The 24200-nt window shown below is 43.8% G+C and carries 20 protein-coding genes; 5 read left to right on the forward strand and 15 right to left on the reverse strand.

Going from position 1 to position 24200, the window contains the following annotated elements:
* Positions 1 to 9 precede the first annotated feature (9 nt).
* Positions 10 to 225, forward strand: coding sequence for a hypothetical protein (locus L2729_RS13145; RefSeq protein WP_248988673.1), 216 nt, complete (start codon positions 10 to 12; stop codon positions 223 to 225).
* 453 nt (positions 226 to 678) lie between these two features.
* On the opposite strand, the gene recA is transcribed toward L2729_RS13145, so the two are convergent.
* Complete coding sequence (gene recA / locus L2729_RS13150) at positions 679 to 1746, reverse strand: recombinase RecA (RefSeq protein ID WP_101090615.1); 1068 nt, start codon at positions 1744 to 1746, stop codon at positions 679 to 681.
* Positions 1747 to 2065: 319 nt separating this feature from the next.
* Between recA and mutS the strand changes: the two genes are divergently transcribed.
* Positions 2066 to 4648, forward strand: a complete 2583-nt coding sequence (mutS, locus tag L2729_RS13155; RefSeq protein WP_248988674.1) for a DNA mismatch repair protein MutS — start codon at positions 2066 to 2068, stop codon at positions 4646 to 4648.
* A gap of 75 nt (positions 4649 to 4723) precedes the next feature.
* On the opposite strand, the gene rpoS is transcribed toward mutS, so the two are convergent.
* The 13 genes from rpoS to rlmD form a co-directional block, all read right to left on the reverse strand.
* The gene (gene rpoS / locus L2729_RS13160; RefSeq protein WP_248988675.1) at positions 4724 to 5692 is read right to left on the reverse strand and encodes an RNA polymerase sigma factor RpoS; all 969 of its coding nucleotides are present in this window, start codon (positions 5690 to 5692) and stop codon (positions 4724 to 4726) included.
* Positions 5693 to 5768: 76 nt separating this feature from the next.
* Positions 5769 to 6665, reverse strand: a complete 897-nt coding sequence (locus tag L2729_RS13165) for a peptidoglycan DD-metalloendopeptidase family protein (RefSeq protein WP_248988676.1) — start codon at positions 6663 to 6665, stop codon at positions 5769 to 5771.
* A gap of 82 nt (positions 6666 to 6747) precedes the next feature.
* Positions 6748 to 7383: a protein-L-isoaspartate(D-aspartate) O-methyltransferase gene (locus L2729_RS13170; protein WP_101090611.1), complete on the reverse strand. Its 636-nt coding sequence runs from the start codon at positions 7381 to 7383 to the stop codon at positions 6748 to 6750.
* A gap of 34 nt (positions 7384 to 7417) precedes the next feature.
* Complete coding sequence (surE, locus tag L2729_RS13175) at positions 7418 to 8170, reverse strand: 5'/3'-nucleotidase SurE (RefSeq protein ID WP_248988677.1); 753 nt, start codon at positions 8168 to 8170, stop codon at positions 7418 to 7420.
* On the reverse strand, positions 8167 to 9234 hold the full coding sequence (gene truD / locus L2729_RS13180) for a tRNA pseudouridine(13) synthase TruD (protein ID WP_248988678.1): 1068 nt from the start codon (positions 9232 to 9234) through the stop codon (positions 8167 to 8169). Before truD ends, surE begins: the two co-directional genes overlap by 4 nt.
* 15 nt (positions 9235 to 9249) lie before the next feature.
* Positions 9250 to 9729 (reverse strand): 2-C-methyl-D-erythritol 2,4-cyclodiphosphate synthase, encoded by a 480-nt coding sequence (gene ispF, locus L2729_RS13185; protein ID WP_248988679.1) that lies wholly within the window; start codon positions 9727 to 9729, stop codon positions 9250 to 9252.
* A 38-nt stretch (positions 9730 to 9767) separates the two neighbouring features.
* On the reverse strand, positions 9768 to 10469 hold the full coding sequence (gene ispD, locus L2729_RS13190) for a 2-C-methyl-D-erythritol 4-phosphate cytidylyltransferase (protein WP_248988680.1): 702 nt from the start codon (positions 10467 to 10469) through the stop codon (positions 9768 to 9770).
* Between the two features lie 33 nt (positions 10470 to 10502).
* Positions 10503 to 10799: a cell division protein FtsB gene (ftsB, locus tag L2729_RS13195; protein ID WP_248988681.1), complete on the reverse strand. Its 297-nt coding sequence runs from the start codon at positions 10797 to 10799 to the stop codon at positions 10503 to 10505.
* 90 nt (positions 10800 to 10889) lie between these two features.
* A complete protein-coding gene (eno, locus tag L2729_RS13200) occupies positions 10890 to 12185 on the reverse strand; it encodes a phosphopyruvate hydratase (RefSeq protein WP_101090605.1) in 1296 nt (431 codons plus the stop codon).
* 128 nt (positions 12186 to 12313) lie between these two features.
* Positions 12314 to 13951 carry a CTP synthase gene (pyrG, locus tag L2729_RS13205; RefSeq protein WP_101090604.1) on the reverse strand — a complete coding sequence of 546 codons (1638 nt, stop codon included), beginning with the start codon at positions 13949 to 13951 and terminating at the stop codon, positions 12314 to 12316.
* Positions 13952 to 14067: 116 nt separating this feature from the next.
* Positions 14068 to 14871 carry a nucleoside triphosphate pyrophosphohydrolase gene (gene mazG, locus L2729_RS13210; RefSeq protein ID WP_248988682.1) on the reverse strand — a complete coding sequence of 268 codons (804 nt, stop codon included), beginning with the start codon at positions 14869 to 14871 and terminating at the stop codon, positions 14068 to 14070.
* A gap of 24 nt (positions 14872 to 14895) precedes the next feature.
* Complete coding sequence (relA, locus tag L2729_RS13215; protein ID WP_248988683.1) at positions 14896 to 17109, reverse strand: GTP diphosphokinase; 2214 nt, start codon at positions 17107 to 17109, stop codon at positions 14896 to 14898.
* A 138-nt stretch (positions 17110 to 17247) separates the two neighbouring features.
* Positions 17248 to 18585 carry a 23S rRNA (uracil(1939)-C(5))-methyltransferase RlmD gene (rlmD, locus tag L2729_RS13220; protein ID WP_248988684.1) on the reverse strand — a complete coding sequence of 446 codons (1338 nt, stop codon included), beginning with the start codon at positions 18583 to 18585 and terminating at the stop codon, positions 17248 to 17250.
* Between the two features lie 116 nt (positions 18586 to 18701).
* On the opposite strand from rlmD, the gene barA reads away from it, so the two are divergent.
* Together barA and L2729_RS13230 are read left to right on the forward strand one after the other, a co-directional pair.
* Positions 18702 to 21491 (forward strand): two-component sensor histidine kinase BarA, encoded by a 2790-nt coding sequence (gene barA, locus L2729_RS13225; RefSeq protein WP_428848250.1) that lies wholly within the window; start codon positions 18702 to 18704, stop codon positions 21489 to 21491.
* Complete coding sequence (locus L2729_RS13230; protein ID WP_101090599.1) at positions 21481 to 22086, forward strand: YjaG family protein; 606 nt, start codon at positions 21481 to 21483, stop codon at positions 22084 to 22086. The genes barA and L2729_RS13230 overlap by 11 nt, the downstream gene beginning before the upstream one ends.
* Positions 22087 to 22194: 108 nt before the next feature.
* Here the strand turns inward: L2729_RS13230 and L2729_RS13235 are convergent, their stop codons facing one another.
* Positions 22195 to 23097, reverse strand: a complete 903-nt coding sequence (locus L2729_RS13235; protein WP_248988686.1) for a LysR family transcriptional regulator — start codon at positions 23095 to 23097, stop codon at positions 22195 to 22197.
* Positions 23098 to 23242: 145 nt separating this feature from the next.
* On the opposite strand from L2729_RS13235, the gene L2729_RS13240 reads away from it, so the two are divergent.
* Positions 23243 to 24199, forward strand: a complete 957-nt coding sequence (locus L2729_RS13240; RefSeq protein ID WP_248988687.1) for an AEC family transporter — start codon at positions 23243 to 23245, stop codon at positions 24197 to 24199.
* Position 24200 lies beyond the last annotated feature (1 nt).

The following is a 24200-nucleotide window of genomic DNA, read 5'->3' on the forward strand; positions in this document are numbered from 1 at the left end:
TAAATTTTTATGGATAGTATTATAAGCAGTGTCATGGCTAACAACCAGCCCTGTCGATACAAAACAGTGGGAGCAATTAAAAATAACAGCGGTATCGCGGGATCATTCTCTGATATCAGCAGTGAAAATGCGGTTTGTAGCAAATTATCCATTGCTCGTTGGCATCGTATTCAAGCGCAAATCGTATTCAAGGCCACAAGATATCTGCTCAAACCTGAGCTCTAAAATCACGCATCTGCTTAGCCCCATCTTTTGATCCACGAAATGTCTCAACACTTTTTAAGCGTTAAAAAGTCAAATCCGTTCAATCTGTTCGTTGAAGTTCTGCTTTCGCTTTATCTCTGACAACACCTTTGCCAGTATCACGGCTGGGGTTCTAACATTACTGAGCACTTTCTCGATAGGACTTCATCACCATGGAGCATGGCAACGTTCATCTCAATGGCCTTTATACTTACAGCTATTAAGAACCGTTTCGACTTCTAACACGCCAAACTAAGGGAGTTTTAGCTTCGTCTGGATATTTTTGCGGGAATGATCGCGACGCGCTAAAAATACGACGGCGACATGTATTACTGACAGGGAGTAAAATGCAAAAAGTTAGCTTGAAAACGCATTTAAAAACGCGTTTAAAAAGCTAACTTTAAAAGTGACTTAACATACTAATTTTAAAACAGCCTAAAAAACTTCGCCTGTTTCTAAATCAACATTGTCACCTGCAGTGTCAGTAGTTTCCGCTGTTACTTTTTCGCCTTTGCCTAATAACATTGAACGCAAAGTAGCCTCAATTTCGTCAGACACTTCTGGGTTTTCAATTAAATACTTACCAGCGTTTGCACGGCCTTGACCAATTTTACTGCCTTTATATGCATACCAAGCACCTGACTTTTCAATTAACTTATGAATAACGCCTAAGTCAACTAGCTCGCCAGTACTGTTAATACCTTTGCCATAAAGGATTTGGAATTCAGCTTGCTTAAACGGTGCAGCAATTTTGTTCTTAACCACTTTAACGCGCGTTTCGTTACCAATAACTTCATCGCGGTCTTTGATCGCACCAGTACGGCGAATATCTAAACGAACAGAAGCGTAGAACTTAAGTGCGTTACCACCAGTCGTGGTTTCAGGGTTACCAAACATGACACCAATTTTCATACGAATTTGGTTAATGAAGATAAGCAAAGTGTTTGATTGCTTAAGGTTACCTGCAAGTTTACGCATTGCTTGGCTCATCATACGCGCCGCTAGGCCCATGTGAGAGTCACCGATTTCGCCTTCGATTTCAGCTTTTGGCGTTAATGCCGCCACAGAGTCAACAACAATAACGTCAACTGCGCCAGAACGACTCAATGCATCACAAATCTCTAACGCTTGCTCACCAGTATCAGGTTGTGAGCAAAGTAAATTATCAATATCAACACCTAGATTCTTTGCATAGATGGGGTCCAAAGCATGCTCGGCATCGATAAATGCACAAATCTTGCCCTGCCTTTGTGCTGCAGCAATCACTTCCAACGTTAGTGTTGTTTTACCTGATGATTCTGGACCGTAGATTTCGCAAATACGCCCCATAGGCAGGCCACCGGCACCCAACGCCACATCCAAAGATAGAGAGCCAGTAGAGATTGTTTCAACATCCATTGAACGATTTTCGCCCAACTTCATAATTGAACCTTTACCAAATTGCTTTTCAATTTGACCTAAAACGGCGTTTAACGCTTTCTCTTTATTTGGATCGATCTTCATTATTATTTCCTTAAAATCACAGTGCTAACACAGTTTCAGCACTGTATTATCATTTTGATGATGACTCTAATATCTACTTTAGAGCCTCAATATGAAACTAGTATACTGTACAATCATACAGTATCAAGTACTGTACGAGATTTTTTTATTAAACCAATTAAATCAAACGGATAAGCATTCATACGTAAAAAACGCCCTTAATTAACAGTATTTCATCATAATAATCCCCACTAAGATGAGTAAAAAATTGTTAAGATTGGCAACCATAAATATTTAATGGCCACTACGCGCCGCAGTAAAGTACAGGCAAAGCAAATCGATGACTGCTATTGATCCGCAAAACTTAGAAAAACACACCCCGATGATGCGTCAATATTTGACGCTAAAAGCGGAAAATCCAGAGATGTTGCTATTTTATCGCATGGGGGATTTCTATGAGCTTTTTTACGACGATGCCAAACTCGCATCTGAGTTGCTCGGTATCTCATTAACGGCACGCGGAAAAAGTGGTGGCGACCCGATCCCTATGGCTGGCCTACCCTACCACGCTGTTGAAGGGTATTTAGCGAAGCTAGTGCAACTTCGTGTGTCTGTCGCAATATGTGAGCAAGTGGGCGATCCAGCCACTTCAAAGGGGCCTGTTGATCGCAAAGTTGTCCGTCTCGTCACCCCTGGGACTTTGACTGATGAAGCCTTGTTACAAGAGAAGCAAGATAATTTACTTGCCGCACTCTATCAAGGTAAAGCGGGATATGGTTACGCAACTCTTGATATCGCATCCGGCCGTTTTGTGGTCACAGAGCTGAAGAATACCGAGGCTCTGGAAGCTGAATTACAAAGAACTAATCCGGCAGAATTGCTTTATAGCGAAGACTTTTCCCAAATGAGCCTTATTGCAGGGATGAATGGCACTCGCCGTCGACCTGAATGGGAGTTTGACTTTGATACATGCCACCGTTTACTGCTAAACCAATTTGGCACTAAAGATCTCAATGGTTTCGGTATTGAAGATGCCAGGCTGTCGCTGCAAGCTGCAGGTTGCTTAATGCAGTACGTCAAAGATACTCAGCGTACGGCATTACCGCACATTAATTCAATTGTACGTTTCAACCAAGCTGATAGCATCATACTTGATGCTGCAACCCGTCGTAACTTAGAGCTGACGGTAAATCTCCAGGGCGGACAAACTAACACCTTAGCATCAGTATTAGATAATACTGTCACCGCAATGGGTAGCCGCATGCTGCAACGCTGGTTACATCAACCGCTGCGTGATCACCAAGTGATTCAAGCCAGGCAATCGTCTATTGCCGAGTTAATCACTAGTGAGCATTACGCTACCCTTTCTGAAGACTTAAAAGCGTTAGGTGACGTTGAGCGAATAACAGCTCGTATCGCCCTTCGCAATGCCCGTCCAAGAGATTTTGCGCGCTTACGTCAAGCATTAGGCTTGTTACCGCAACTACAGCAAACGCTTAAGTCGACAACAGTTCCTCACCTTCAATACCTGTCTCAAGTCATTGGCGAGTTCCCTGAAGAACTAGCCTTGCTGTCAAATGCAGTGGTAGACAATCCGCCGATGCTTATTCGCGATGGCGGTGTCATTCGTGATGGCTATGATGCGGAGCTGGATGAATGGCGAGTATTGAGTGCTGGCGCGACCGATTATCTTGCCCAGTTAGAAGCACGAGAAAAAGAACAAACGGGAATATCCACCCTGAAGGTCGGCTACAACCGAGTGCATGGATATTACATTGAGGTCAGTCGCCGCGAATCTGATCTGGTGCCCTTGAGTTATCAACGCCGTCAAACGCTAAAAAACACAGAGCGTTATATCATTGCGGAACTGAAAGAACACGAAGAAAAAGTCCTTTCAAGCCAAGGTAAAGCACTCGCATTAGAAAAACAGTTATGGGAACAGTTATTTGACCTCCTATTGCCGAAAATACATGAGCTGCAAGAGTTTGCCAAAGCCGCGGCTGAATTGGATGTCTTGTGTAACTTTGCTGAACGCGCTGAAACACTTAACTACGCCTGCCCAGAACTATCAGAAGCTTCAGGAATACATATAGAAGCAGGTCGCCATCCTGTTGTCGAGCAAGTAAGTCAAAGTCCCTTTATAGCGAACCCAGTAACGCTAGATGACCAACGTAAAATGCTGATTGTTACCGGTCCAAACATGGGGGGTAAGTCCACCTATATGAGGCAGATAGCCTTAATCACGTTGATGGCACATATTGGTTGTTACGTTCCTGCGGAGCATGCCGTAATTGGCCCTGTCGATAGAATATTTACCCGTATTGGCGCGTCAGACGATCTCGCTTCTGGACGATCGACTTTTATGGTCGAGATGACCGAAACGGCGAATATCCTTCATAATGCAACGCCAAACAGTCTGGTCTTAATGGATGAGATTGGCCGCGGTACATCGACCTACGATGGCTTATCATTGGCATGGTCGGCTGCAGAGTATTTAGCCAAAAACCTTAACGCAATGACGCTATTTGCAACGCATTACTTTGAGTTAACCCAGCTTCCGGAGCTGATGGATAACGTCGAAAATGTGCATCTGGATGCCGTTGAACATGGTGATTCAATCGTGTTTATGCATGCGGTGCAAGAGGGCCCAGCCAGTCGAAGTTACGGATTGCAGGTTGCCGCACTTGCAGGTGTGCCAAACAGCGTCATAAGTGCTGCCAAACAAAAGCTTCACCATTTAGAAAGCCGCGATCAGGCAATGGAGCAATCGCAAAATGGTCATATTTTGGCTCAACAAGCCATCAGTTTGCCAACACAAGCATCATCAGCTGTGATTGAGGCACTTGAAAAGCTCAATCCCGATGAACTGACACCAAGGCAAGCCCTCGATTATCTTTATCACTTAAAAAAGTTATCACTGTAATAATATAAGTCTCTTTGCTTTAAGCAATAGAAACAAAAAAGGCGCCAGCGGCGCCTTTTCTTTATCTATCGGTTGCTAAATTCTAAAAATAGCCTCAACAGATAGACCTTGGGCGCCTAACAAATCTTTTAAACGCTTTAATGCTTCAACTTGAATTTGACGTACACGCTCACGGGTTAAGCCAATCTCTTTACCGACGTTTTCAAGTGTTGATGGCTCATAGCCTAATAAACCAAATCGGCGCGCTAGCACTTCTCTTTGCTTGGTATTGAGTTCACCTAACCACTTCACTACCGATTTAGACATATCTTCATCTTGAACCTTATAATCAGGTCCAACATTGTCGTCATCAGCTAATACATCGAGTAACGCCTTATCACTTTCGCCGCCCAACGGGGTATCAACTGAGGTGATGCGCTCGTTTAACTTGAGCATACGACTGACATCGCTGCTTGATAGATCGAGTTTATCTGCAATTTCTTCTGCGGTAGGCTCATGGTCTAATTTTTGAGCCAGCTCTCGTGCAGTACGCAGGTAAACATTAAGTTCTTTTACAACATGGATGGGTAATCGAATCGTACGAGTCTGATTCATAATTGCTCGTTCGATTGTTTGTCTAATCCACCACGTCGCATAAGTTGAGAATCTGAAACCACGTTCAGGATCGAACTTCTCTACGGCACGGATTAAGCCCAAATTGCCTTCTTCAATAAGATCGAGCAGCGCTAAGCCGCGATTGTTATATCGACGTGCAATTTTTACGACTAATCTGAGATTACTTTCGATCATGCGGTTGCGGGATTTTTCACAGCCTTTAAGTGACTTGCGTGAAAAAAACACCTCTTCTTCTGCGCTGAGAAGGGGGGAAAATCCTATTTCGCCTAGATACAGTTGTGTCGCATCGAGGTTTTTTTGTAAATCGTCTTGTACTTGTTGCTCCAACTCTGCTTCTTTAACTTCCTTTGTATTGACGTCTGATGTTATTCCTTTTACAGAAGCATTCGTAGATTTTTCTGCCACGACGGCATTATTTGTTCTGCCCATAATATATCTCCCAAATTTCATATTTGACTACTGCACTGTACTGTCCTCCGATTTGCCAAACTGGCAGCCTAATCAACTATTGCTTAGGCAAATATTTAAGTGGGTTTACTGACTTCCCATGATAACGGATCTCAAAATGTAGCATGACCCGATTAGTGCCTGTATTACCCATTTCAGCAACTGTTTGTCCAACATTAACAATTTGCTTTTCTTTTACTAAGATCTTATCAGCATGTGCATATGCACTTAGATAATCGTCACTATGCTTTATAATAACTAAATTACCATAACCTCGTAGTGCACTTCCTGCATAAACCACTCTACCACTAGCAGCAGCTTTAATTGCATCACCACGATTACCCGCGATCTTTATTCCTTTATTTCCCTGCTCTTTGGCTGAGAAAGTTCCAATCACCTTACCTTTCACTGGCCAGAACCACCGACTTACCTTTTTAGGTAACGTTGACTCTTGCTTGTGGATAATTCGGTTAACATCTTGTTGACTGCTTGTTACAGAGTACGCAGGCTTTGCAACTTGATCAAGCTGTTTTTTTGACGCTGTTTTAGTCGTTTTTTTATCAACGGAATTATGATTAACACTTTGTTTACTAACAGTTTTAGTGTTCTTTGCTGTCGATTTAACAGCTGTTTTTGACGTTTTTTTGGCAGTATTAGTATTTGTAACAGGTTTTTTAGAGCGAAAACTCAATACCTGTCCAGGGTAGATGGTATAAGGCTTTCGCAGATTATTGACCTTAGCGACATCAGCAAAATCTTTATTTGCCCCCCAAGAGATAGAGTACAAGGTATCGCCCTGTTTAACTTTATATCGGCTACTGGTAATCGAACCTCTATCATAAGACGGCTTTATCGGGGAGTTCAAGGATTCTACAGGTGCGGGACGCTCAGCTTGAAAGCTGCAACCTGATAATGCAAAAGCAAAAATGATACAGAAGTACGCAATAAACTTCATATGACTCGGCTACCCCAAATCGCAAATCTGCGACCATGACTTAAAATTTAGGACAAGGACTACTACGAGGAAGACAATAAAGTTAAGCAAGTTCACCACTCACTAATGGCACAAATCGCACAACCTCTATTGCCTCAGACACACATTTATCACCCACACGAGTGACTTTGAGTAATTGCTGAGATGCTTCTCCTACAGGGATAACAAGCACACCACCCTCTGCTAGCTGCTCAATTAACGCGCTAGGCACACTCGCAGCAGCAGCGGTGACCATAATCGCATCATAAGGCCCTTTGCTCGGCCAGCCTTGCCAACCGTCCCCATATTTAAAAGCAATATTATGCAGATCAAGCTTTTTTAAACGTTGTCTTGCTTGAATTTGTAGGCTCTTAATCCGTTCAACAGTACATAGCTGTGGTACTAACTGGGCTAATATTGCCGCTTGATAACCAGATCCAGTGCCTATTTCTAACACCTTTTTCGGTTTACTTTGCAATAAAATCTCGGTCATTCTGGCCACAATATAAGGTTGTGATATCGTCTGTCCTTGACCAATTGGCAGTGCCGTATTTTCATAGGCTTTATGCCCTAGCGCAGCATCTAAAAAACGCTCTCTTGGCGTATTAGCCACCGCTTTTAAGACTGACTCTTGACGGATGCCAGCTTCATACAGACTTTTTGCGAGATTCAAAGCTGACGTTGACGCGAGCCGGTTCATAAATAACGGTTCCAATAGTATTAAAATTATTTGTCTACAACTCTACGGCTGCTAACCAAGTCGTCATTGCCGTTAACTGCTCAAAAGCGGTTAAGTCGACAGTCAATGGCGTTATAGAAACATAGCCGTTGGCAACAGCATGAAAGTCAGTACCTTCACTTGCATCTTGTTGATCGCCTGGCGGGCCTAACCAAAATATCTCTTTGCCTGCGGGATCTTGCGTCCTGATCATCCCTTCCGCCCGATGCCTTGCACCCAACCGGGTGATCTTGACGCCTTTAACATCAGCAATAGGCAGATCAGGCACATTGATATTCAAAATTTTATCTTGTGCAATAGGTTGTTTCTGTAAGCCTTTAACAATCTTCAACGCAAAATAAGCTGCTGTTTCATAATGTTTTAACTCTGAGCCAACAAGCGAAATGGCTATCGCTGGAAAGCCTAAGAAGCGGCCCTCCATTGCCGCCGCAACAGTGCCAGAATAGAGGGTATCATCGCCCATATTTGCACCAGCGTTGATCCCCGACACAACCATGTCTGGTTCATCTTGATACAACTCTCTTATCGCTAGGTGTACGCAATCAGTTGGAGTGCCGCTCACCGAGATATAACCATTGTCTAACTTATTCAGCCGCAGTGGATTCGTCAAGGTCAGCGAGTTACTCGCACCAGAGCAGTTACGATCTGGGCCAACAGTTAAGGTTTCTGCTATCTGCTTTAACGCATTTGTTAAAGCAACGATACCTTCGGCATTTACACCATCATCGTTACTAATTAAAATTTTCATTCTGTTGCAACGAGTTCCTGTTGTGCCGCTAGCATTTGTTTTCTAGCCACCTCTTGCACATCCTGATACTCAAACAGTTCTCGTAAGACAGAAGTAGCATAAGAGCCTGATGGTAAAGCAAATTTAAGCGTAATGGTATCTTCTTCAATTTGATACTGTAAATGCTGTGGTTCAAGTAGCAGAGCACGACGCTCCTGACTTAGCCCCGCATGTTCTAATCCATCACGATCAATAGCTAAGTCTTCAAGCGCGTTTGCTTCCACTTCAGCGGCGTCAGCTTGAGCTAATGGCAAACCACGTCCCCACATAGGAGCCGAGAGTTGGATATCTTTTTTAGCCAAACGTGCGGTTAAGGTCTCATCCCATTGCTCGGCAATGAAATAGCTCTTGCTACCCGCCAGCATGACACAATCACCGCTAAGCGTCGCAATGCCATGTAAGGCTAATCTCGCGGATGTAGCCACATTAAACACGTTCGAGCGAACAGCAGAAAGATACATACTGCGTTTATTACGGTCTTTAACATTACGACCGCCAAACATCTGCCGACCAAATACAAGGTTCTTGCCTTCATGGCCAAAACGTTGCTCACCAAAATAATTGGGTACACCTATTTGGGTTATTTTTTCCAGCCGAGCGACAACATCTTCAATCTCGGTGACGTTTCTCAGTACTAAGGTGAAACGGTTTCCCGCCAAAGCCCCTATCCGTAATTTTTTACCATGGCGAGAAGCGGTCATCACTGTGATTTTGTCACTGTTAAGTGCTTGCCAATTAGGGGTTTCTTTACCTGGGATACGCACACCAAACCATTGTTCGGTCACTGCATGTTTATCTTTTTGCCCTGCGTAAGTCACCTCTTTTGGATGAACATGAGCAAAGCTTGAGAGCATTTTTGCTACTTCGAGTGTATTAAGGCCATCTTTGCGAATGTGTAGCAGGTGGTGCTCGCCCTCGCCCGTTGGCACAAAAGGCAGAATTTCTTGTACTAAGAAGTCACTATTATGTGTTCTTAGATCAGCCGTAGCTGCGGGCTTACCGTGTAAATAATGAAGTTCGCTCATATCTCTATAATCTCTTTATATCTTTGCCATCAGCACTACAGCTTCAACTGCAATACCTTCTTTTCTGCCTGTGAAACCAAGCTTCTCTGTCGTCGTCGCTTTAACATTAATATCGGCAATATCAGACTGCAGGTCCGCAGCTAACAAACAACGAATACTATCTATATGTGGTGCCATCTTTGGGGCTTGTGCAATAATGGTCACATCCAAATTTGATAACGAAAAGCCTAGATCCTGCACCAATTTATAACAATGCCTCAGCAAGACCCGGCTGTCAGCGCCTTTAAACTGGGCGTCAGTATCCGGAAAGTGCTTACCGATATCACCCAATGCCATTGCACCCAGTATTGCATCAGAAATGGCATGTAACACCACATCACCATCAGAGTGTGCAATAAGACCAACATCATAGGGTACAACAACGCCCCCTAAGATCAATGGTGGTTCGCCGCCAAATTTATGCACATCGAACCCATGGCCGATTCTAATTTTCATTTCAATTCCTAGTAATGACACTAACCAGCGTTTAAGCGTTAGCCTATGCTGCTTAGATTTTTAAGAAATAGCGAAGCCAGCTGCAGATCATCAGGATGGGTCACTTTTATATTGTCAGCGCGGCCGCAAATAATACCCGGCATAATGCCCGCCCACTCCATAGCTGACGCTTCGTCAGTGATAAGTGCTCCTGCAGCCAATGCAGTTTTTAGATTGTCCCTTAACGGCTTAACAGGAAAATACTGCGGTGTTAAGGCATGCCAAAGTTTGTCACGACAAACTGTATTACATATTTCGCCATTATCCTTGCTGCGCTTCATGGTGTCACGCACTGGAGCGCCTAATATCGCCCCTTGTGGAAAGACCGGGCTTGAAGCTATGAGTTTATCGATATCCTCATGACTTAAACAGGGCCGAGCCGCATCATGTACTAACACCCAACTGTCTTCATCTGCATGTTGTAGAGCAGCAAGCACTGAGTCAGCTCGCTCACTGCCGCCTATAACCGTTAACAACTTGGGATGTGTCGCCTGAGGCAGCGCTGAAAAATACTTATCTTCTGGATGAAGCGCAATGATCACCCTTGAGATGTCAGCATGACTCAACAAGCAATCCAAAGTGTGTCCGAGGATCGTTTGCTCGTTAAGGGCTAAATACTGTTTTGGCACCTCAGCACCCATGCGGCTGCCTATCCCTGCGGCCGGCACGACAGCGATGATTTGTTTAGTTGATTGGCTCATTAGAGAATTCCACTTAGCAGCTGATATCTAGCATCAATCATTCTGTTTTGAGAGGCGGTCACCACCAACAACTCGAAAGAATGTCTCTCCCTCTTTAACCATGCCTAATTCGTTACGGGCTCGCTCTTCAAGCGCTTCCGTTCCGCTACGTAGATCATTGATTTCTTCTCTTAATACTTGGTTTCTAGCCACCAACTGTGCATTGCTCTCTTGCTGTAGTTTAATCTGCTCTTGCAGGTGAATAGAGTCCGCAAGGCTTTTATCCCCTAACCAAAGGCGATATTGCAGCAAGATAAGTAACACTATTAAGGCAAGAAGAAGGCGTTTCATGATGCTAAATAGAAAGAGTCTGGGAATAGTAAATAGATAGTACAACAAAAAAGGCCACCGAGTGGTGGCCTTTTCAAAATTTTTAGCAAATTATGCTTGGCCTTTAATCTCGCTTAAGCCGTTATAAGGTGCTTTTTCGCCAAGTTGCTCTTCGATACGCAGTAATTGGTTGTATTTAGCAACACGGTCACTCCGACATAGAGAACCTGTCTTAATTTGGCCAGCAGAAGTCGCAACAGCAAGATCAGCAATCGTTGAATCTTCTGTTTCGCCGCTACGGTGTGAAATAACAACAGTGTAACCCGCTTCTTTCGCCATGCGAATTGCAGCCAATGTCTCAGTAAGTGAACCAATTTGGTTGAACTTAATAAGAATTGAGTTAGCGATATTGTTGTCGATACCACGCTTTAAGATTTTAGTGTTAGTCACGAATAAATCGTCACCCACTAATTGAATCTTGTCGCCCATGATTTGAGTTTGGTAAGCCCAACCATCCCAATCAGACTCATCTAAGCCATCTTCGATTGATGCAATTGGATACTGCTCAGTTAATGACTTAAGGAAGTCAGAGAAACCGTTTGCAGTGAAAACCTTGCCTTCGCCAGCAAGATTATACTGACCATCTTTGTAGAACTCAGAAGCAGCACAGTCAAGTGCAAGCGTGACATCAGTGCCTAGCTTGTAACCCGCTTTTTCAACAGCAATCTTGATCATAGCAAGTGCATCTGCGTTAGAAGCAAGGTTTGGAGCAAAACCACCTTCATCACCAACAGCAGTGTTTAAGCCTTTAGACTTAAGTACGCTCTTTAGACTATGGAAAATTTCTGCGCCCATGCGTAATGCTTCACGGAAGCTCTTAGCACCAACAGGTTGAACCATGAACTCTTGGATATCAACGTTGTTATCAGCGTGCTCACCACCGTTCAAGATGTTCATCATAGGAACAGGCATAGAGTACTGACCTGGAGTACCGTTCAGCTCAGCAATGTGCGCATATAAAGGCATACCTTTAAATGCAGCAGCTGCTTTTGCAGCAGCCAAAGAAACAGCAAGGATCGCGTTAGCGCCTAACTTATCTTTGTTCTCAGTGCCATCGACATCAATCATAATCTGATCGATTGTCGCTTGTGCCGTTGCATCTTGGCCCAATAACGCGTCTTTAATAAGACCGTTAATGTTTGCCACTGCCTTTAATACACCTTTACCCATGTAGCGAGACTTGTCGCCATCACGAAGTTCTAGTGCTTCACGGCTACCCGTAGATGCGCCAGATGGTGCTGCAGCCATGCCCATGAATCCGCCTTCTAAATGAACTTCAGCTTCAACAGTTGGGTTACCGCGAGAATCCATGATTTCGCGACCGATAATGTTAATAATCTTAGCCATAATGCCCTCGATTTAAGTTTGAAAGATAAATTTAAAGTAAAAAGTAAAACGAATTTGTAATATCTAAACTCACATCACCAAAAACAAAAAAACCGCTCCCATTACATGGAAGCGGTTGATATTTTGGTTTAGCCTAAATCGCGTTTCTGATACGCGGCAGCTGCTGCAATAAACCCTTCAAATAATGGCTGACCATCACGAGGTGTCGATGTAAATTCAGGGTGGAATTGACTCGCTACAAACCATGGGTGATTTGGTAGCTCAATCATTTCAACCAATTGACGATCTGAAGAAAGGCCACTAAAAATCATACCTGCATTTTCAAGACGATCTTTGTAGTTGTTGTTCACTTCATAACGATGACGATGACGCTCAACACAACTGAGTTCTTTATAGGCTCCAGCCGCTTTAGTGCCTTCTTCTAGATGACATAACTGCGCACCTAAGCGCATAGTACCGCCTAGATCAGATGTTTCATGGCGCTCTTCAACCTGACCTTCTTCGTTTGTCCACTCAGTGATCAAACCAACAACAGGATGAGGTGTCTCTTTATTGAATTCAGTTGAATGCGCACCCTCAAGGCCCGCAACATTACGTGCAAACTCAATCAGCGCAACTTGCATACCTAAACAGATACCAAAGTAAGGTAAGTTATTCTCACGAGCGTATTTAGCCGCCATGATCTTACCTTCGATACCACGTTCACCGAATCCGCCAGGAACCAAGATACCGTCAAGACCTTTAAGGACTTCGTCGCCTTTGGCTTCAACGTTTTGTGAATCAATGTACTTAATATGCACCGATACACGATTAAACAGACCCGCGTGCTTCAACGCTTCGTTAACTGATTTATAGGCATCAGGTAGTTCAATATACTTACCGACCATACCAATAACGATTTCGCCCGTTGGGTTCGCCTCTTGGTAGATAACGTGTTCCCACTCGTGCAAATCAGCTTCAGGGCAATCAATGCCAAAACGCTTAGTGACCAGTTGATCAAGATTTTGTGCTTTAAGCAAAGCAGGGATCTTATAGATGCTATCAACATCTTTAAGTGAAATAACGGCACGTTCTTCTACATTACAAAATAGCGAAATTTTCGCTTTCTCATTTGCAGGTACAGGACGGTCACCACGACAAACCAATACATCAGGAGCGATACCGATTGAACGGAGCTCTTTAACTGAATGCTGGGTAGGCTTGGTTTTAACTTCGCCTGCAGCGCCTAAGAACGGCACTAACGTAAGGTGCATAAAGAGTGTTCTTTCGCGACCGAGTTCAACACCCAGTTGACGAATAGACTCAAGGAAAGGCAATGATTCAATATCACCTACCGTGCCGCCAATCTCAACGATGGCAACATCGTGACCTTCGCCACCGGCGAGTACCTTTTCTTTAATTGCATTGGTGATATGTGGGATAACCTGAATAGTGGCTCCCAAATAATCGCCACGACGTTCTTTACGCAATACTTCTTCGTAAATACGACCGGTAGTAAAGTTATTACGGCGATTCATTTTGGTACGAATGAAACGCTCATAGTGACCTAAATCGAGATCTGTTTCCGCGCCGTCTTCAGTCACAAACACTTCACCGTGCTGTGTTGGACTCATGGTACCTGGATCAACGTTAATGTATGGATCCAGCTTCATAATGGTTACGTTTAGGCCACGGGCCTCTAAAATTGCAGCCAAAGATGCTGCTGCAATGCCTTTACCTAGTGATGAAACAACGCCACCAGTAACGAAGATATACCTTGTAGTCATTCTGAACCTGAGAAAAATGAGTTGGAAATATGTGCTTGTAAGAAAGCACGAGGACGGGGAAATATTATACCAAAGCATAGCGGATTCGACAAACTAGAATTAACCTAAAATTCAGTTTATTTGTCCGACTCAGCTCGTTTCACTTGATCCCAATAGCTATCCAATTCTGCTAATGAGTGCTCACTCATTAGCTTACCGTTAGCCTCAGCACAAGTTTCAACCCCTCTAAAGCGTCTCTCAAACTTCTGATTTGCTTGCCTTAATGCAGCTTCTGGCTCAACTCCCAAATGCCGAGCTAGATTGACCACCGCAAATAGCAGATCACCCATTTCGTCTTTGACTCTAGCAGGATCAATATCGTCTTGATTGACCTCATGCAGTACTTCATCAATCTCCTCATGGATTTTTGCAACCACTGGAGGCAACTCAGGCCAGTCAAAACCGACACGAGAGACTCTTTTTTGAATTTTCATCGAGCGAGAAAGTGCTGGGAGGTTAAGAGGAATATCATCTAGCACTGAATTTTGCTCACGCTCTGCGCGTTCAGATGCCTTAATGTTTTCCCAGTTTTGTTTTATCTGATCGGTACTGCTGCTTTTGAGGTCGGTAAATACATGCGGGTGACGCCGAGTCAACTTATCACAAATGCGATTAATGACAGTGTCAAAATCAAACATGCCCTGCTCTTTACCCAACTGGCAGTAAAATACCACCTGAAACAGTAGGTCACCTAACTCGTCGGGCAGTTCATCGAGTGCAATACGCTCGATGGTATCGGCCACTTCATAGGCTTCTTCTAAAGTGAAAGGCACGATTGATTGAAACGTTTGGGCTTTATCCCAAGCACAACCCGATTGAGGATCTCGCAGCTTTTGCATAATATCCAGCAAAGGCTGCATGTTTCCCACTGATTTAGTCATTAAGCTATCCTACTTTATGTTGGCTTATACTCTACGCGCTTCGCTGACGCCATCAACTTGTGACAGCTTGGCCATCACACGAGATAAACCATCCAAATTGTACAATTCAAGCTCAAGTTCAATGGCTGCTGTTTGCGTTTTGACATCCGACGATGAGCTCATTGCCAGGACATTAGACTTTTCCGCAGCAAGTACAGATGTCAGATCTCTAAGCAATCCCGAACGATCACTTGCAATCACTCGTAAACGAATTTTGTAGCCGCCGGAGTAGTTCTCTCCCCAGACAACATCAACAGAACGTTCTGGTTGAGCGCGAATAAGCTCTTTTACTTGATCGCAATCGGCGCGATGCACCGAGATACCACGGCCTTTAGTAATGAATCCGAAAATCTCATCACCGGGGACTGGCTGGCAACATTTGGCAATGTGGCTCATTAGATTGCCTACGCCGTTAACCTCTACCTGTCCTTGGCCTTTTCTGGCCGGTTTGCTGTGGCTCTTTTTAACAAGATCTTCTAGCACCTCTTCATCAGACTGCTCGTGGGTACGCAACTTGCTCTGAACATGGTTAACAACTTGATTAAGACGAACATCACCGCCACCGATCCCGGCGAGTAGATCGTCCATACTGACCATGTTAAAACGTTCCACGGCTGATTGAGCGTCTTTGAGCTTTAAGTGCGTGCGCGCCAGTTCATTTTCAAGCATTTCACGGCCCGCAACAATATTCTTGTCTCTATCTTGTTGCTTAAACCAATGTTGGATCTTAGAGCGTGCCCGTGACGTTTTGATATAACCTAGATTAGGGTTAAGCCAATCTCTTTTCGGATTTGGGTTTTTAGAGGTGATGATTTCAATTCGCTGCCCCGTTTCAACTTGGTAAGTAAACTGAACGATACGGCCGTCGACCTTGGCGCCAATGCACTTATGCCCGACATGCGAATGGATATAGTAAGCAAAGTCCAGCACTGTCGAACCCAGTGGAAGATCAACAACTTCGCCACTTGGGGTAAATACATAGACACGGTCTTCAAAGACTTGGCTACGCACCTCTTCAACGAGGTTACCGCTTTCAGCGACATCTTCTTGCCACTGTAGGATTTTACGTAACCAGTTAATTTTCTCTTCATAGCCGCTTTGCTTGCCACTGCTACTTGCGCTGCCCTCTTTATATTTCCAATGGGCGGCGACACCTAATTCAGCATCTTCGTGCATCTGTTCAGTACGGATTTGAATCTCGACCGTTTTTCCTTCAGGCCCCACCACAATAGTGTGAATCGACTGATAACCATTCGGTTTAGGGTTAGCGACGTAATCGTCAAATTCACTCGGGATATGATGCCAAAGAGTATGTACAACGCCCAATGCTCCATAGCAATCTTGTAGTCTGTCGGTGACAATTCTTACCGCTCGAACATCAAACAACTCATCAAATTTAAGTTGTTTGCCATTCATCTTTTTCCAGATGCTATAGATGTGTTTTGGACGACCATAAACTTTGGCTCGGATCTCGTCCTTATCTAAACGCGCTTGCAGCTGGCTAACAAAGTCGTCGATAAAGGTTTCTCTATCGAGGCGCTTACCATCAAGTTGCTTAGCGATATCTTTATAGGTTTGCGGATGCAGGTAGCGAAAAGAGATATCTTCAAGCTCCCATTTCAACTGCCCAATACCAAGACGGTTCGCCAACGGTGCATACACATCAGCAATCTCTCTGGCAATAAGTACCTTTACGTCTTCGTCGGCATTTTTAATTTCCCGCAGTAAACAAATACGCTCAGCGAGTTTAATCACCACGGCACGCACATCTTCAACCATCGCCAGCAACATTTTACGAATGTTGTCTATTTGCGGCTCACCATTGCGGGTTTGATTGTTAACTTTTAGTGCACCAATAGCATTCATGGTTTCAACACTGGAGACCAAAACCTCAAGTTTTGGGCCGAAGCGCTCTTGAATGTCTTCTTGAGTGATTAAGTCTGCATCAAAAACAACAAACAAAATGGCAGCTTGCAGCGTTTCAATATCCATATTCAAAGGTGCAAGGATTTCAATCATCTCACGAGCACGTTGCAGTACAGGAAGGTTGGCCTCTTTATTTTGGCCCACTAATAACTCAACCTGCTCTATCAACTCCAAAAGAGTTTTGGCTTCGTTGGAATCACTAATATAACGTTTTACCCACTCTTCTAGTTGAAAGTGAGGGTCGTTAAAATGTGCTTCGCGAACTGATACCATCGTCTATTATTCCTTTACGTCTCGTAATTGGATTAAACCAAAAATATCAGTCCAAGCCATTAAAATTCAGACCTTCTATCTTCAGCATTGAGCGTATATTGTCAATAAACAAACACTGACAATCGTAACTAAAGTTGTCTATTTCTCGAGTTCAAATAATGCCATTGATTCTAAATGGTGCGTTTGTGGAAACATATCCACCAAGCCTATCTTTTTAAGTGTATAACCTTGCTTTAATATCACTTCGCTATCACGCGCTAAGCTTGCAGGATTACAAGAGACATAAACCAACGCCTTAGGTTTAAGCTTCTTTAGCGATAACATGCTTTCATAAGCCCCTGCTCTTGCGGGATCAATCAGCATCTTATCCACTTTGCCTAACCATGGTTCTTTTGACAAATCCGCACTTAAATCGGCATGAAAAAAGGACACTTTATCTAAACCACTGTACTGAGCGTTAAGCGTTGCCTGAGCCACCATGGCAGGCACCCCTTCAACACCAATCACTTCAGCGCCACTTTTAGCTAATGGCAGACTAAAATTACCGATACCACAAAATAGATCAAGCACCCGCTCATCAGCTTGAGGGTTAAGCCAGTCTACCGCCTGCTTGACCATTGCTTGGTTAACCGCTGCGTTAACTTGAATGAAGTTACCCGCTGAAAACTTAAGTTCAGTATCGCTGTCACCCAAACCATAGAAGGGTTGTTCACCATTGCCGCTAAGATGTTCAGTCTCGGCATTATCGTCTTGCAACACCAGATTGAGCGCCTTGCTCTCACCGAATGCAGCCAAACGTTCTCTGTCTTTATCCGATAACGCCTTGGTAATACGTAAAACCACAAAAATGCCGTTGTCAGCTTCGGTCAATTCTACATGCCCTAACGCTTTTTTGCCGCTGAGCTGATTTAATAAGTAAGCCAGATCGGGGATCAACGCCGAGAGTGGTTTTGTCATTACAGCACAGGATTGGATCTCTACGACATCACTGCTACTACTGGCCCTAAATCCTAAACTAATATGTTTAGTGTTTCGATCAAACCAAGTCGCTAAGCGCGCTCTTCGACGATAGTGCCACGGCGAGTCACTCAATGTGTCACAGACTTCACTTGCCTGAGTTTGAGCAAATTTAGCGACCAATTCCTGCAACGCTCGCGCTTTGTGTGCTCGTTGAGCCTCTATATCTAGATGCTGTAAATCACAACCGCCACAGCTAGCATAATGTGGGCACGCTGGCTCGACACGCTCGCTTGATGGTTTTTCAACCTTTAATAGTTTTGCTCTAGAAAACTTCTTTTTCTGCTCAGTCAACTGGACTTGAACCGTTTCACCAGGAAGTGCACCGCTTATAAACACAATCTTCCCCTGATCATGAGCAATACCTGCACCGAGATGATCCAGCTGGGTTACAGCCAAAGATAACTTTGACGATAATTGTTTAGATCTATTTGGTTTTGCTTTAAAAAATTGTGCCATGTTACTCTCTAAATAGATAAAAAAAACTGGCCAACACAGGCTGTTACTGGCAGTCTATTCAATACTCTCACTATATTTACTGGTAACCCAATCGTCTCATGAATGAAGCCAACAATATGACCAAGTACAGCCTGCGTTCATGGGTTCTGGTATTGGCGTTAGCTCCAACTATTTTAGTGGGTATTTTATTGGGAAGCTATTTTACCATAAATAGATTTTATGAACTTGAAGAAACGCTCATAGATCAAGCGAGTAGTATCATCGAGCCTTTAGCCATTGCGGCAGAGGTCGGTTTAGAGAGTAAAGATTTCGAAACCACAAAGCGCTTAATCACCGCCGCCCAGCTCAACAAAGCCTCTTTAGTACAGTTTATTGCTATTTTTGATGTCGACAACCGCGTCGTCGTCACCTCGCATCATTATAAAAATCATGAAGTCATGCGTTACGATAAACCGCTAAGTTCGATGCTAAGAACTGAACTTGAGCAAGTCGGTGACAGTATGATTTTACGCAGCCCGATTTTCAACAACAGTGCGGTGCGGCCTGTCGATGCCTTCGATGAGAATGACAATAGGATCTCAATAGAGGCTGTAAAACTCGGCTACATATCGATATTGATCAATAAAGAGAATGCGCTGCTTGAGCAACATCGCGCCGCGGTGGCGGCGTTTATTATTGTATTGATTGGGGTGCAGCTGAATCTATTTTTTACTTTCAGACTGGTTAAAAACGTAACCCAACCCATTACCGAAATGGTACGAGTGGTAGCCAAAATTCGAGAAGGTAAACTCGACACCCGTTTAACCGGAAACCTCATTGGTGAGCTGGATCTGCTTAAACGCGGTATTAATGCCATGGCAGGCTCCTTGTCTGAATACCATGATGAGATGCAGCAAAATATTGACCAAGCCACATCTGATTTACGAGAGACACTCGAACAAATTGAGATCCAAAACGTTGAGCTCGATATGGCCAAAAAGCGGGCGCTAGAAGCCAGCCGGATTAAGTCTGAATTTTTAGCCAACATGTCCCATGAGTTACGCACCCCACTTAATGGTGTCATCGGTTTTGCAAAACAGTTATTAAAAACCCCATTACACTCCAGTCAGCAAGACTATATTCGCACCATTGAGCGCAGCGCCACGAGCCTACTCAGTATCATCAACGACATTTTGGATTTTTCGAAGCTGGAAGCCGGTAAAATGGTATTGGAAAACATGCCATTTTCTCTGCGAGAAATAGTCGAAGAAACCGTCACTATGTTGTCTAGCAGTGCACGAGAAAAACAGATTGAGTTGGTGATCGATGTTGACCCACGTATCCCAGAGGATGTTACTGGCGATGCAATGCGATTTAGTCAAATCCTGACGAATTTAGTCGGTAATGCGATTAAGTTTACCGACAGGGGGAGTGTGCAGCTTAAGATGCAACTTGAAGAGATTGCAGACGGTAAAGCGCGTGTCCGTATTGAGATAATTGATACAGGCATCGGTATTGATGCCGAAAAACTAGCCGCTTTATTCCAAGCTTTTGGCCAAGCAGACTCTTCTATCTCAAGGCGCTTTGGCGGTACCGGTCTTGGACTGGTGATCACCAAGCGTTTGGTTAATCGAATGGGCGGCCAAATAGGCTGTAATTCAGAGCTACAACAAGGCTCAACCTTCTGGTTTTCCTTACCTCTTAATCTAAGCCAATTTCCCATCAGCGATACCTTACCAATTGGTACGCTTAAGAATAAAAGCATTTTACTATTCGAACCTAATCCGTTATCACAGCATGCCATTGAACGTATGCTGCTACGCTGGGGTCTTAAAGTCACTAAGGTGACCAGCAGTAAACAGCTCGAATTTATTGTGACCCAGTCAAATCACTTGTTTGATTATGGGCTCTTTAGCTGTAAACCGCTTGCGGCTGGCGGCAACGGTGTTGAGCTGCTCAAAATGGCTAAACCTAAAATAAGTTACTTAATGTTGATAAACAATTGCGTCGAAAGTGAGGATATCTTCACTCAAATTCGTCCCTATATCGACAAGCAACTCACGATGCCTATCGGTGAGAAGCGACTATCCAGTAGCTTAATCGATCAGCAATCGACACTTGAAGCGGAAGTGTTGCCAATGCCTGCAATAATGTCGGCTCCCGAGGTAAGAGAAAACTTAACCGTACTGGCAGTTGACGACAACCCCGCCAATTTAAAGCTTATTGATACATTACTAAAAGAGCTCGTAACCCAAGTGCTCATTGTCGATAATGGTGATGCCGCGGTAGAAATTGCAAGACAACGCAGTTTTGACCTTATCTTTATGGATATTCAAATGCCAGGCACTGACGGCATTAGCGCCACTAAACTGATAAGACAAAATTCAGCTAATCGCAATACGCCCATTATAGCAGTGACCGCCCACGCGATAGCTGAAGAGCGAGAGCGTATATCATCGAGTGGTATGGATGGCTACTTACCCAAACCTATCGATGAGGCAGCACTGAAGGAGGTTATCCGCAAATGGAAAAACAAACCCAAGTTCACCCACTTTGATCAGCGCACCTTAAATTGGGAACTGTGTTTGACGCAGGCAAATAACAAGCCAAACTTAGCAATTGATATGTTGAAGATGTTGTTAAAGTCACTGCCTGAGACGGTGGAGCACATCAATAGTGCACTCACGAGCTTTGATCAGAAAAACATGCTTACCTGTATTCATAAATTACACGGTGCAAGCTGTTATTGTGGCGTGCCGACCACCCAACAACTTTGCCAGGAGATAGAGTCAGGGTTAAAGCGTGGTGTTACTGTAGAAGATGTAGAACCTGAAATCCTTGAGTTACTTGATGAGTTAACTAAGGTAGAATCAGCCGCTAATCAAGTGATCACCCAGCTATCAGTGGAAATAAAAGATGACAAATAAACCGGGCTTTTTTCAACGCTTAAAAGGGCTAACGCTAGCACAAAAGAAACTTTTTGCTATTGCATTATGCCAGCGCATGCTACCCAATTATCAGCTTTTTTCTGAAGTGTGTGAATTTGGCAACCCGAAGGTGCTCGATACACTGCTCAACCTGCTTTGGCAGTCAATGTACGACAATAAACTGAAACTAAATTTAGAGCTACAAATGGAACGTATTGAAGAAAATACGCCTGAGCCTGCTGATTTTGACGTCTACGGCGTATATCCAGCACTAGATGCAGCGGTAGCCTTAACGTCTTTGCTAAGCGCACTAGAAAGTAAAGTTGAAGAAGATATCACCAATATCAGTAAGCTCTCCTCAGCCACAGTTGCCAACTATATTGAAGCAACCTGTGAGCAAGATTTTGATAAAGAATCAGAATTAGATGATTATATTTTTAACCATGAAGTCATGGTTGAAGAGAAAGAGATGCAAGAAGATCTTCTGCAAACCATCGAAAAGAACCCACACCTTAAAGCCGATTTCATCAAAGAGTTACGCCGAGAAATTGTCACCGTCGGCATATCAAACATTGGCGTCAGCGCAGCAGAGTAATACCGCAAAAGAGTCGCTTTATTAAAGTGACTCTTTTACTCATGCCATTTGTAAAATCAGAATTCCGTGAGTATTGAATACGCTGAATTCGAATTGATAGTTGTTCCCTTAACAATCCATAGAGAACAATTGTTCCGCTTTGGACTGCATAAACTCGATAAAGAGCTTAACCTTCAAAGGTTGATGACTGCGTTGATGATACAAGATTGAAATCCGCCTTTTCTCACCAATCCATTCAGGTAGTAGCGTTGTCAACTGGCCGCTCTTAAGCTGGTTTTTCACAAAAAGCGCTGGGCCATATAAAACCCCACCATTATCTACAGTAGCCTGCACTGCGCCATTTAACTCACTTAACGTCAGTTTTGCAGGTCCATCATGATAAAAGCTCTCTCCCGATGGGTGCTTTAAAGTCCAGTTAAACAAAGGCCATACTTTAATCAACGCGTGTTGTTCTAAATCGCTTGGATGGCACAAGCTAGGAGCCTTATCCATATACTGTTCCGAGGCAAACAAACCATAATTGAGCACACCAAGAGAGCTCGACACCCAAGAAGAATCTGGTTGGGTGCCACCGACAATAGCAACATCAACCCCCTCATCTATAAGATCGATCACGTTATTATTTTGTACTATATGCAGCTGTATATCTGGGAACTTTTCACAAAACTCATTAATGGCATGTATGAAAATCATCGAAATAATAGACACCGGGGCCGCAATTCTAAGGGTTCCTTCAGGCTTATCCACCGCAGCGCCTCTGATACTGTCAAACTGAGATACTATGGCCTGATATTGCTGAAACAGCGCTATGCCCTCCTCTGTTAGACGCAGCTTGCGGGTGTTCCTCATCAACAACTGTTTATCGAGCAGCGTTTCCAATTTAGTCAACTTACGGCTGACCGTTGCAATTGGCATCTCCAGCTCTTTAGCGGCTTGGGAAAAGCTCCCTGCATTAACTAAATGAACAAATTGGTAGATCAGCTGTAATTCCAAACCAAAATTACTATTCATCAATATAAACCCAAGCGTTTAAAATATAAAAAGGGGATCGGCTACGACCTATGATTAATAGTATAACAAAACATAAATATGATAATGTTCTAACTCAATTTTATGCGTGTTTTACGTATATTGTAGCCAAGTTATTAGAGAAAATATGTCAGCCGTTATAACGCCACTACTCGCTGTATTTGGCATCATGTTGATTGGGACCTTGGTGCAAAAATCAAAATTGCTGCCCGCTGAGACCGATCAAGTTTTAAACCAATATGTTTACTATATTGCGTTTCCGGCCATTATGCTGATCACATTGGCACAAACCCCCATCAACGACATACTGCACTGGGGTTATATTGCTGGGTTTAGTGGCGCCATGCTAACCAGCTACGCGATCACCTTTCTCGTCTCCCGTTGGACCAATCCATCTCAAAACGCAGTCGCGTCTATGCGAGCGCTTAATGCCACCTTTGGCAATACTGCTTTTATCGGTATTCCCTTAATGGCGATGTTGTTTCCCCATAATCAAACGGCACTCGCCGCTGCCGCTATTGCCAGTCTATTGTCGGTGTTAATTTTTGCCATCGCGCTAGTGTCATTGGAGATGATTGGGCGAAGCCAACAAAGCTCAGCGGCAAAAATCATTAGCCTCGCCTTAATGCACAACCCGATTGTGGTGGGTAGTATGGTTGGGATAGCCCTCTCTGCAATGACAATTACCTTGCCTGATAGTATCGCACTCATCATTCGTCAACTGGGTATGACCTCAAGCCCTTGTGCACTGTTTGCCATCGGTATGGTGCTCGCTAAATCAGCTCAACACCAAACCTCAACACACATTATTAGCCTGAAACAGCTCACAGAGATCAGTGCCATTAATGCGATTAAATTATTTTTTCAGCCTCTAGTCACTTACTTGATCATGTTTAGTCTGGATGTTGATCCACAATTGATTGCTATGGGCGTCATACTGGCGGCGCTGCCGACTGCTGCCAGTGTCTACCTACTTGCACAACGGTACCAAACTCAAGTCATCACCAGTGCTCAGGGAATACTATTGGGTACCCTTGTCACCTTTATTACTTTGCCATTATTAGAAGCTTATCTATTGGGTTAAC

The organism is Shewanella gelidimarina, assembly GCF_023283945.1.
GTDB classification, from domain to species: Bacteria; Pseudomonadota; Gammaproteobacteria; order Enterobacterales; family Shewanellaceae; genus Shewanella; species Shewanella gelidimarina.

What these genes read in the sequence shown, in the direction of transcription:
- L2729_RS13145 (WP_248988673.1), top strand. Translation starts at nt 10, where the DNA reads ATGGATAGTATTATAAGCAGTGTCATGGCTAACAACCAGCCCTGTCGA.
- recA (WP_101090615.1), bottom strand. Translation starts at nt 1,746, where the DNA reads ATGAAGATCGATCCAAATAAAGAGAAAGCGTTAAACGCCGTTTTAGGT.
- mutS (WP_248988674.1), top strand. Translation starts at nt 2,066, where the DNA reads ATGACTGCTATTGATCCGCAAAACTTAGAAAAACACACCCCGATGATG.
- rpoS (WP_248988675.1), bottom strand. Translation starts at nt 5,692, where the DNA reads ATGGGCAGAACAAATAATGCCGTCGTGGCAGAAAAATCTACGAATGCT.
- L2729_RS13165 (WP_248988676.1), bottom strand. Translation starts at nt 6,665, where the DNA reads ATGAAGTTTATTGCGTACTTCTGTATCATTTTTGCTTTTGCATTATCA.
- L2729_RS13170 (WP_101090611.1), bottom strand. Translation starts at nt 7,383, where the DNA reads ATGAACCGGCTCGCGTCAACGTCAGCTTTGAATCTCGCAAAAAGTCTG.
- surE (WP_248988677.1), bottom strand. Translation starts at nt 8,170, where the DNA reads ATGAAAATTTTAATTAGTAACGATGATGGTGTAAATGCCGAAGGTATC.
- truD (WP_248988678.1), bottom strand. Translation starts at nt 9,234, where the DNA reads ATGAGCGAACTTCATTATTTACACGGTAAGCCCGCAGCTACGGCTGAT.
- ispF (WP_248988679.1), bottom strand. Translation starts at nt 9,729, where the DNA reads ATGAAAATTAGAATCGGCCATGGGTTCGATGTGCATAAATTTGGCGGC.
- ispD (WP_248988680.1), bottom strand. Translation starts at nt 10,469, where the DNA reads ATGAGCCAATCAACTAAACAAATCATCGCTGTCGTGCCGGCCGCAGGG.
- ftsB (WP_248988681.1), bottom strand. Translation starts at nt 10,799, where the DNA reads ATGAAACGCCTTCTTCTTGCCTTAATAGTGTTACTTATCTTGCTGCAA.
- eno (WP_101090605.1), bottom strand. Translation starts at nt 12,185, where the DNA reads ATGGCTAAGATTATTAACATTATCGGTCGCGAAATCATGGATTCTCGC.
- pyrG (WP_101090604.1), bottom strand. Translation starts at nt 13,951, where the DNA reads ATGACTACAAGGTATATCTTCGTTACTGGTGGCGTTGTTTCATCACTA.
- mazG (WP_248988682.1), bottom strand. Translation starts at nt 14,871, where the DNA reads ATGACTAAATCAGTGGGAAACATGCAGCCTTTGCTGGATATTATGCAA.
- relA (WP_248988683.1), bottom strand. Translation starts at nt 17,109, where the DNA reads ATGGTATCAGTTCGCGAAGCACATTTTAACGACCCTCACTTTCAACTA.
- rlmD (WP_248988684.1), bottom strand. Translation starts at nt 18,585, where the DNA reads ATGGCACAATTTTTTAAAGCAAAACCAAATAGATCTAAACAATTATCG.
- barA (WP_428848250.1), top strand. Translation starts at nt 18,702, where the DNA reads ATGACCAAGTACAGCCTGCGTTCATGGGTTCTGGTATTGGCGTTAGCT.
- L2729_RS13230 (WP_101090599.1), top strand. Translation starts at nt 21,481, where the DNA reads ATGACAAATAAACCGGGCTTTTTTCAACGCTTAAAAGGGCTAACGCTA.
- L2729_RS13235 (WP_248988686.1), bottom strand. Translation starts at nt 23,097, where the DNA reads ATGAATAGTAATTTTGGTTTGGAATTACAGCTGATCTACCAATTTGTT.
- L2729_RS13240 (WP_248988687.1), top strand. Translation starts at nt 23,243, where the DNA reads ATGTCAGCCGTTATAACGCCACTACTCGCTGTATTTGGCATCATGTTG.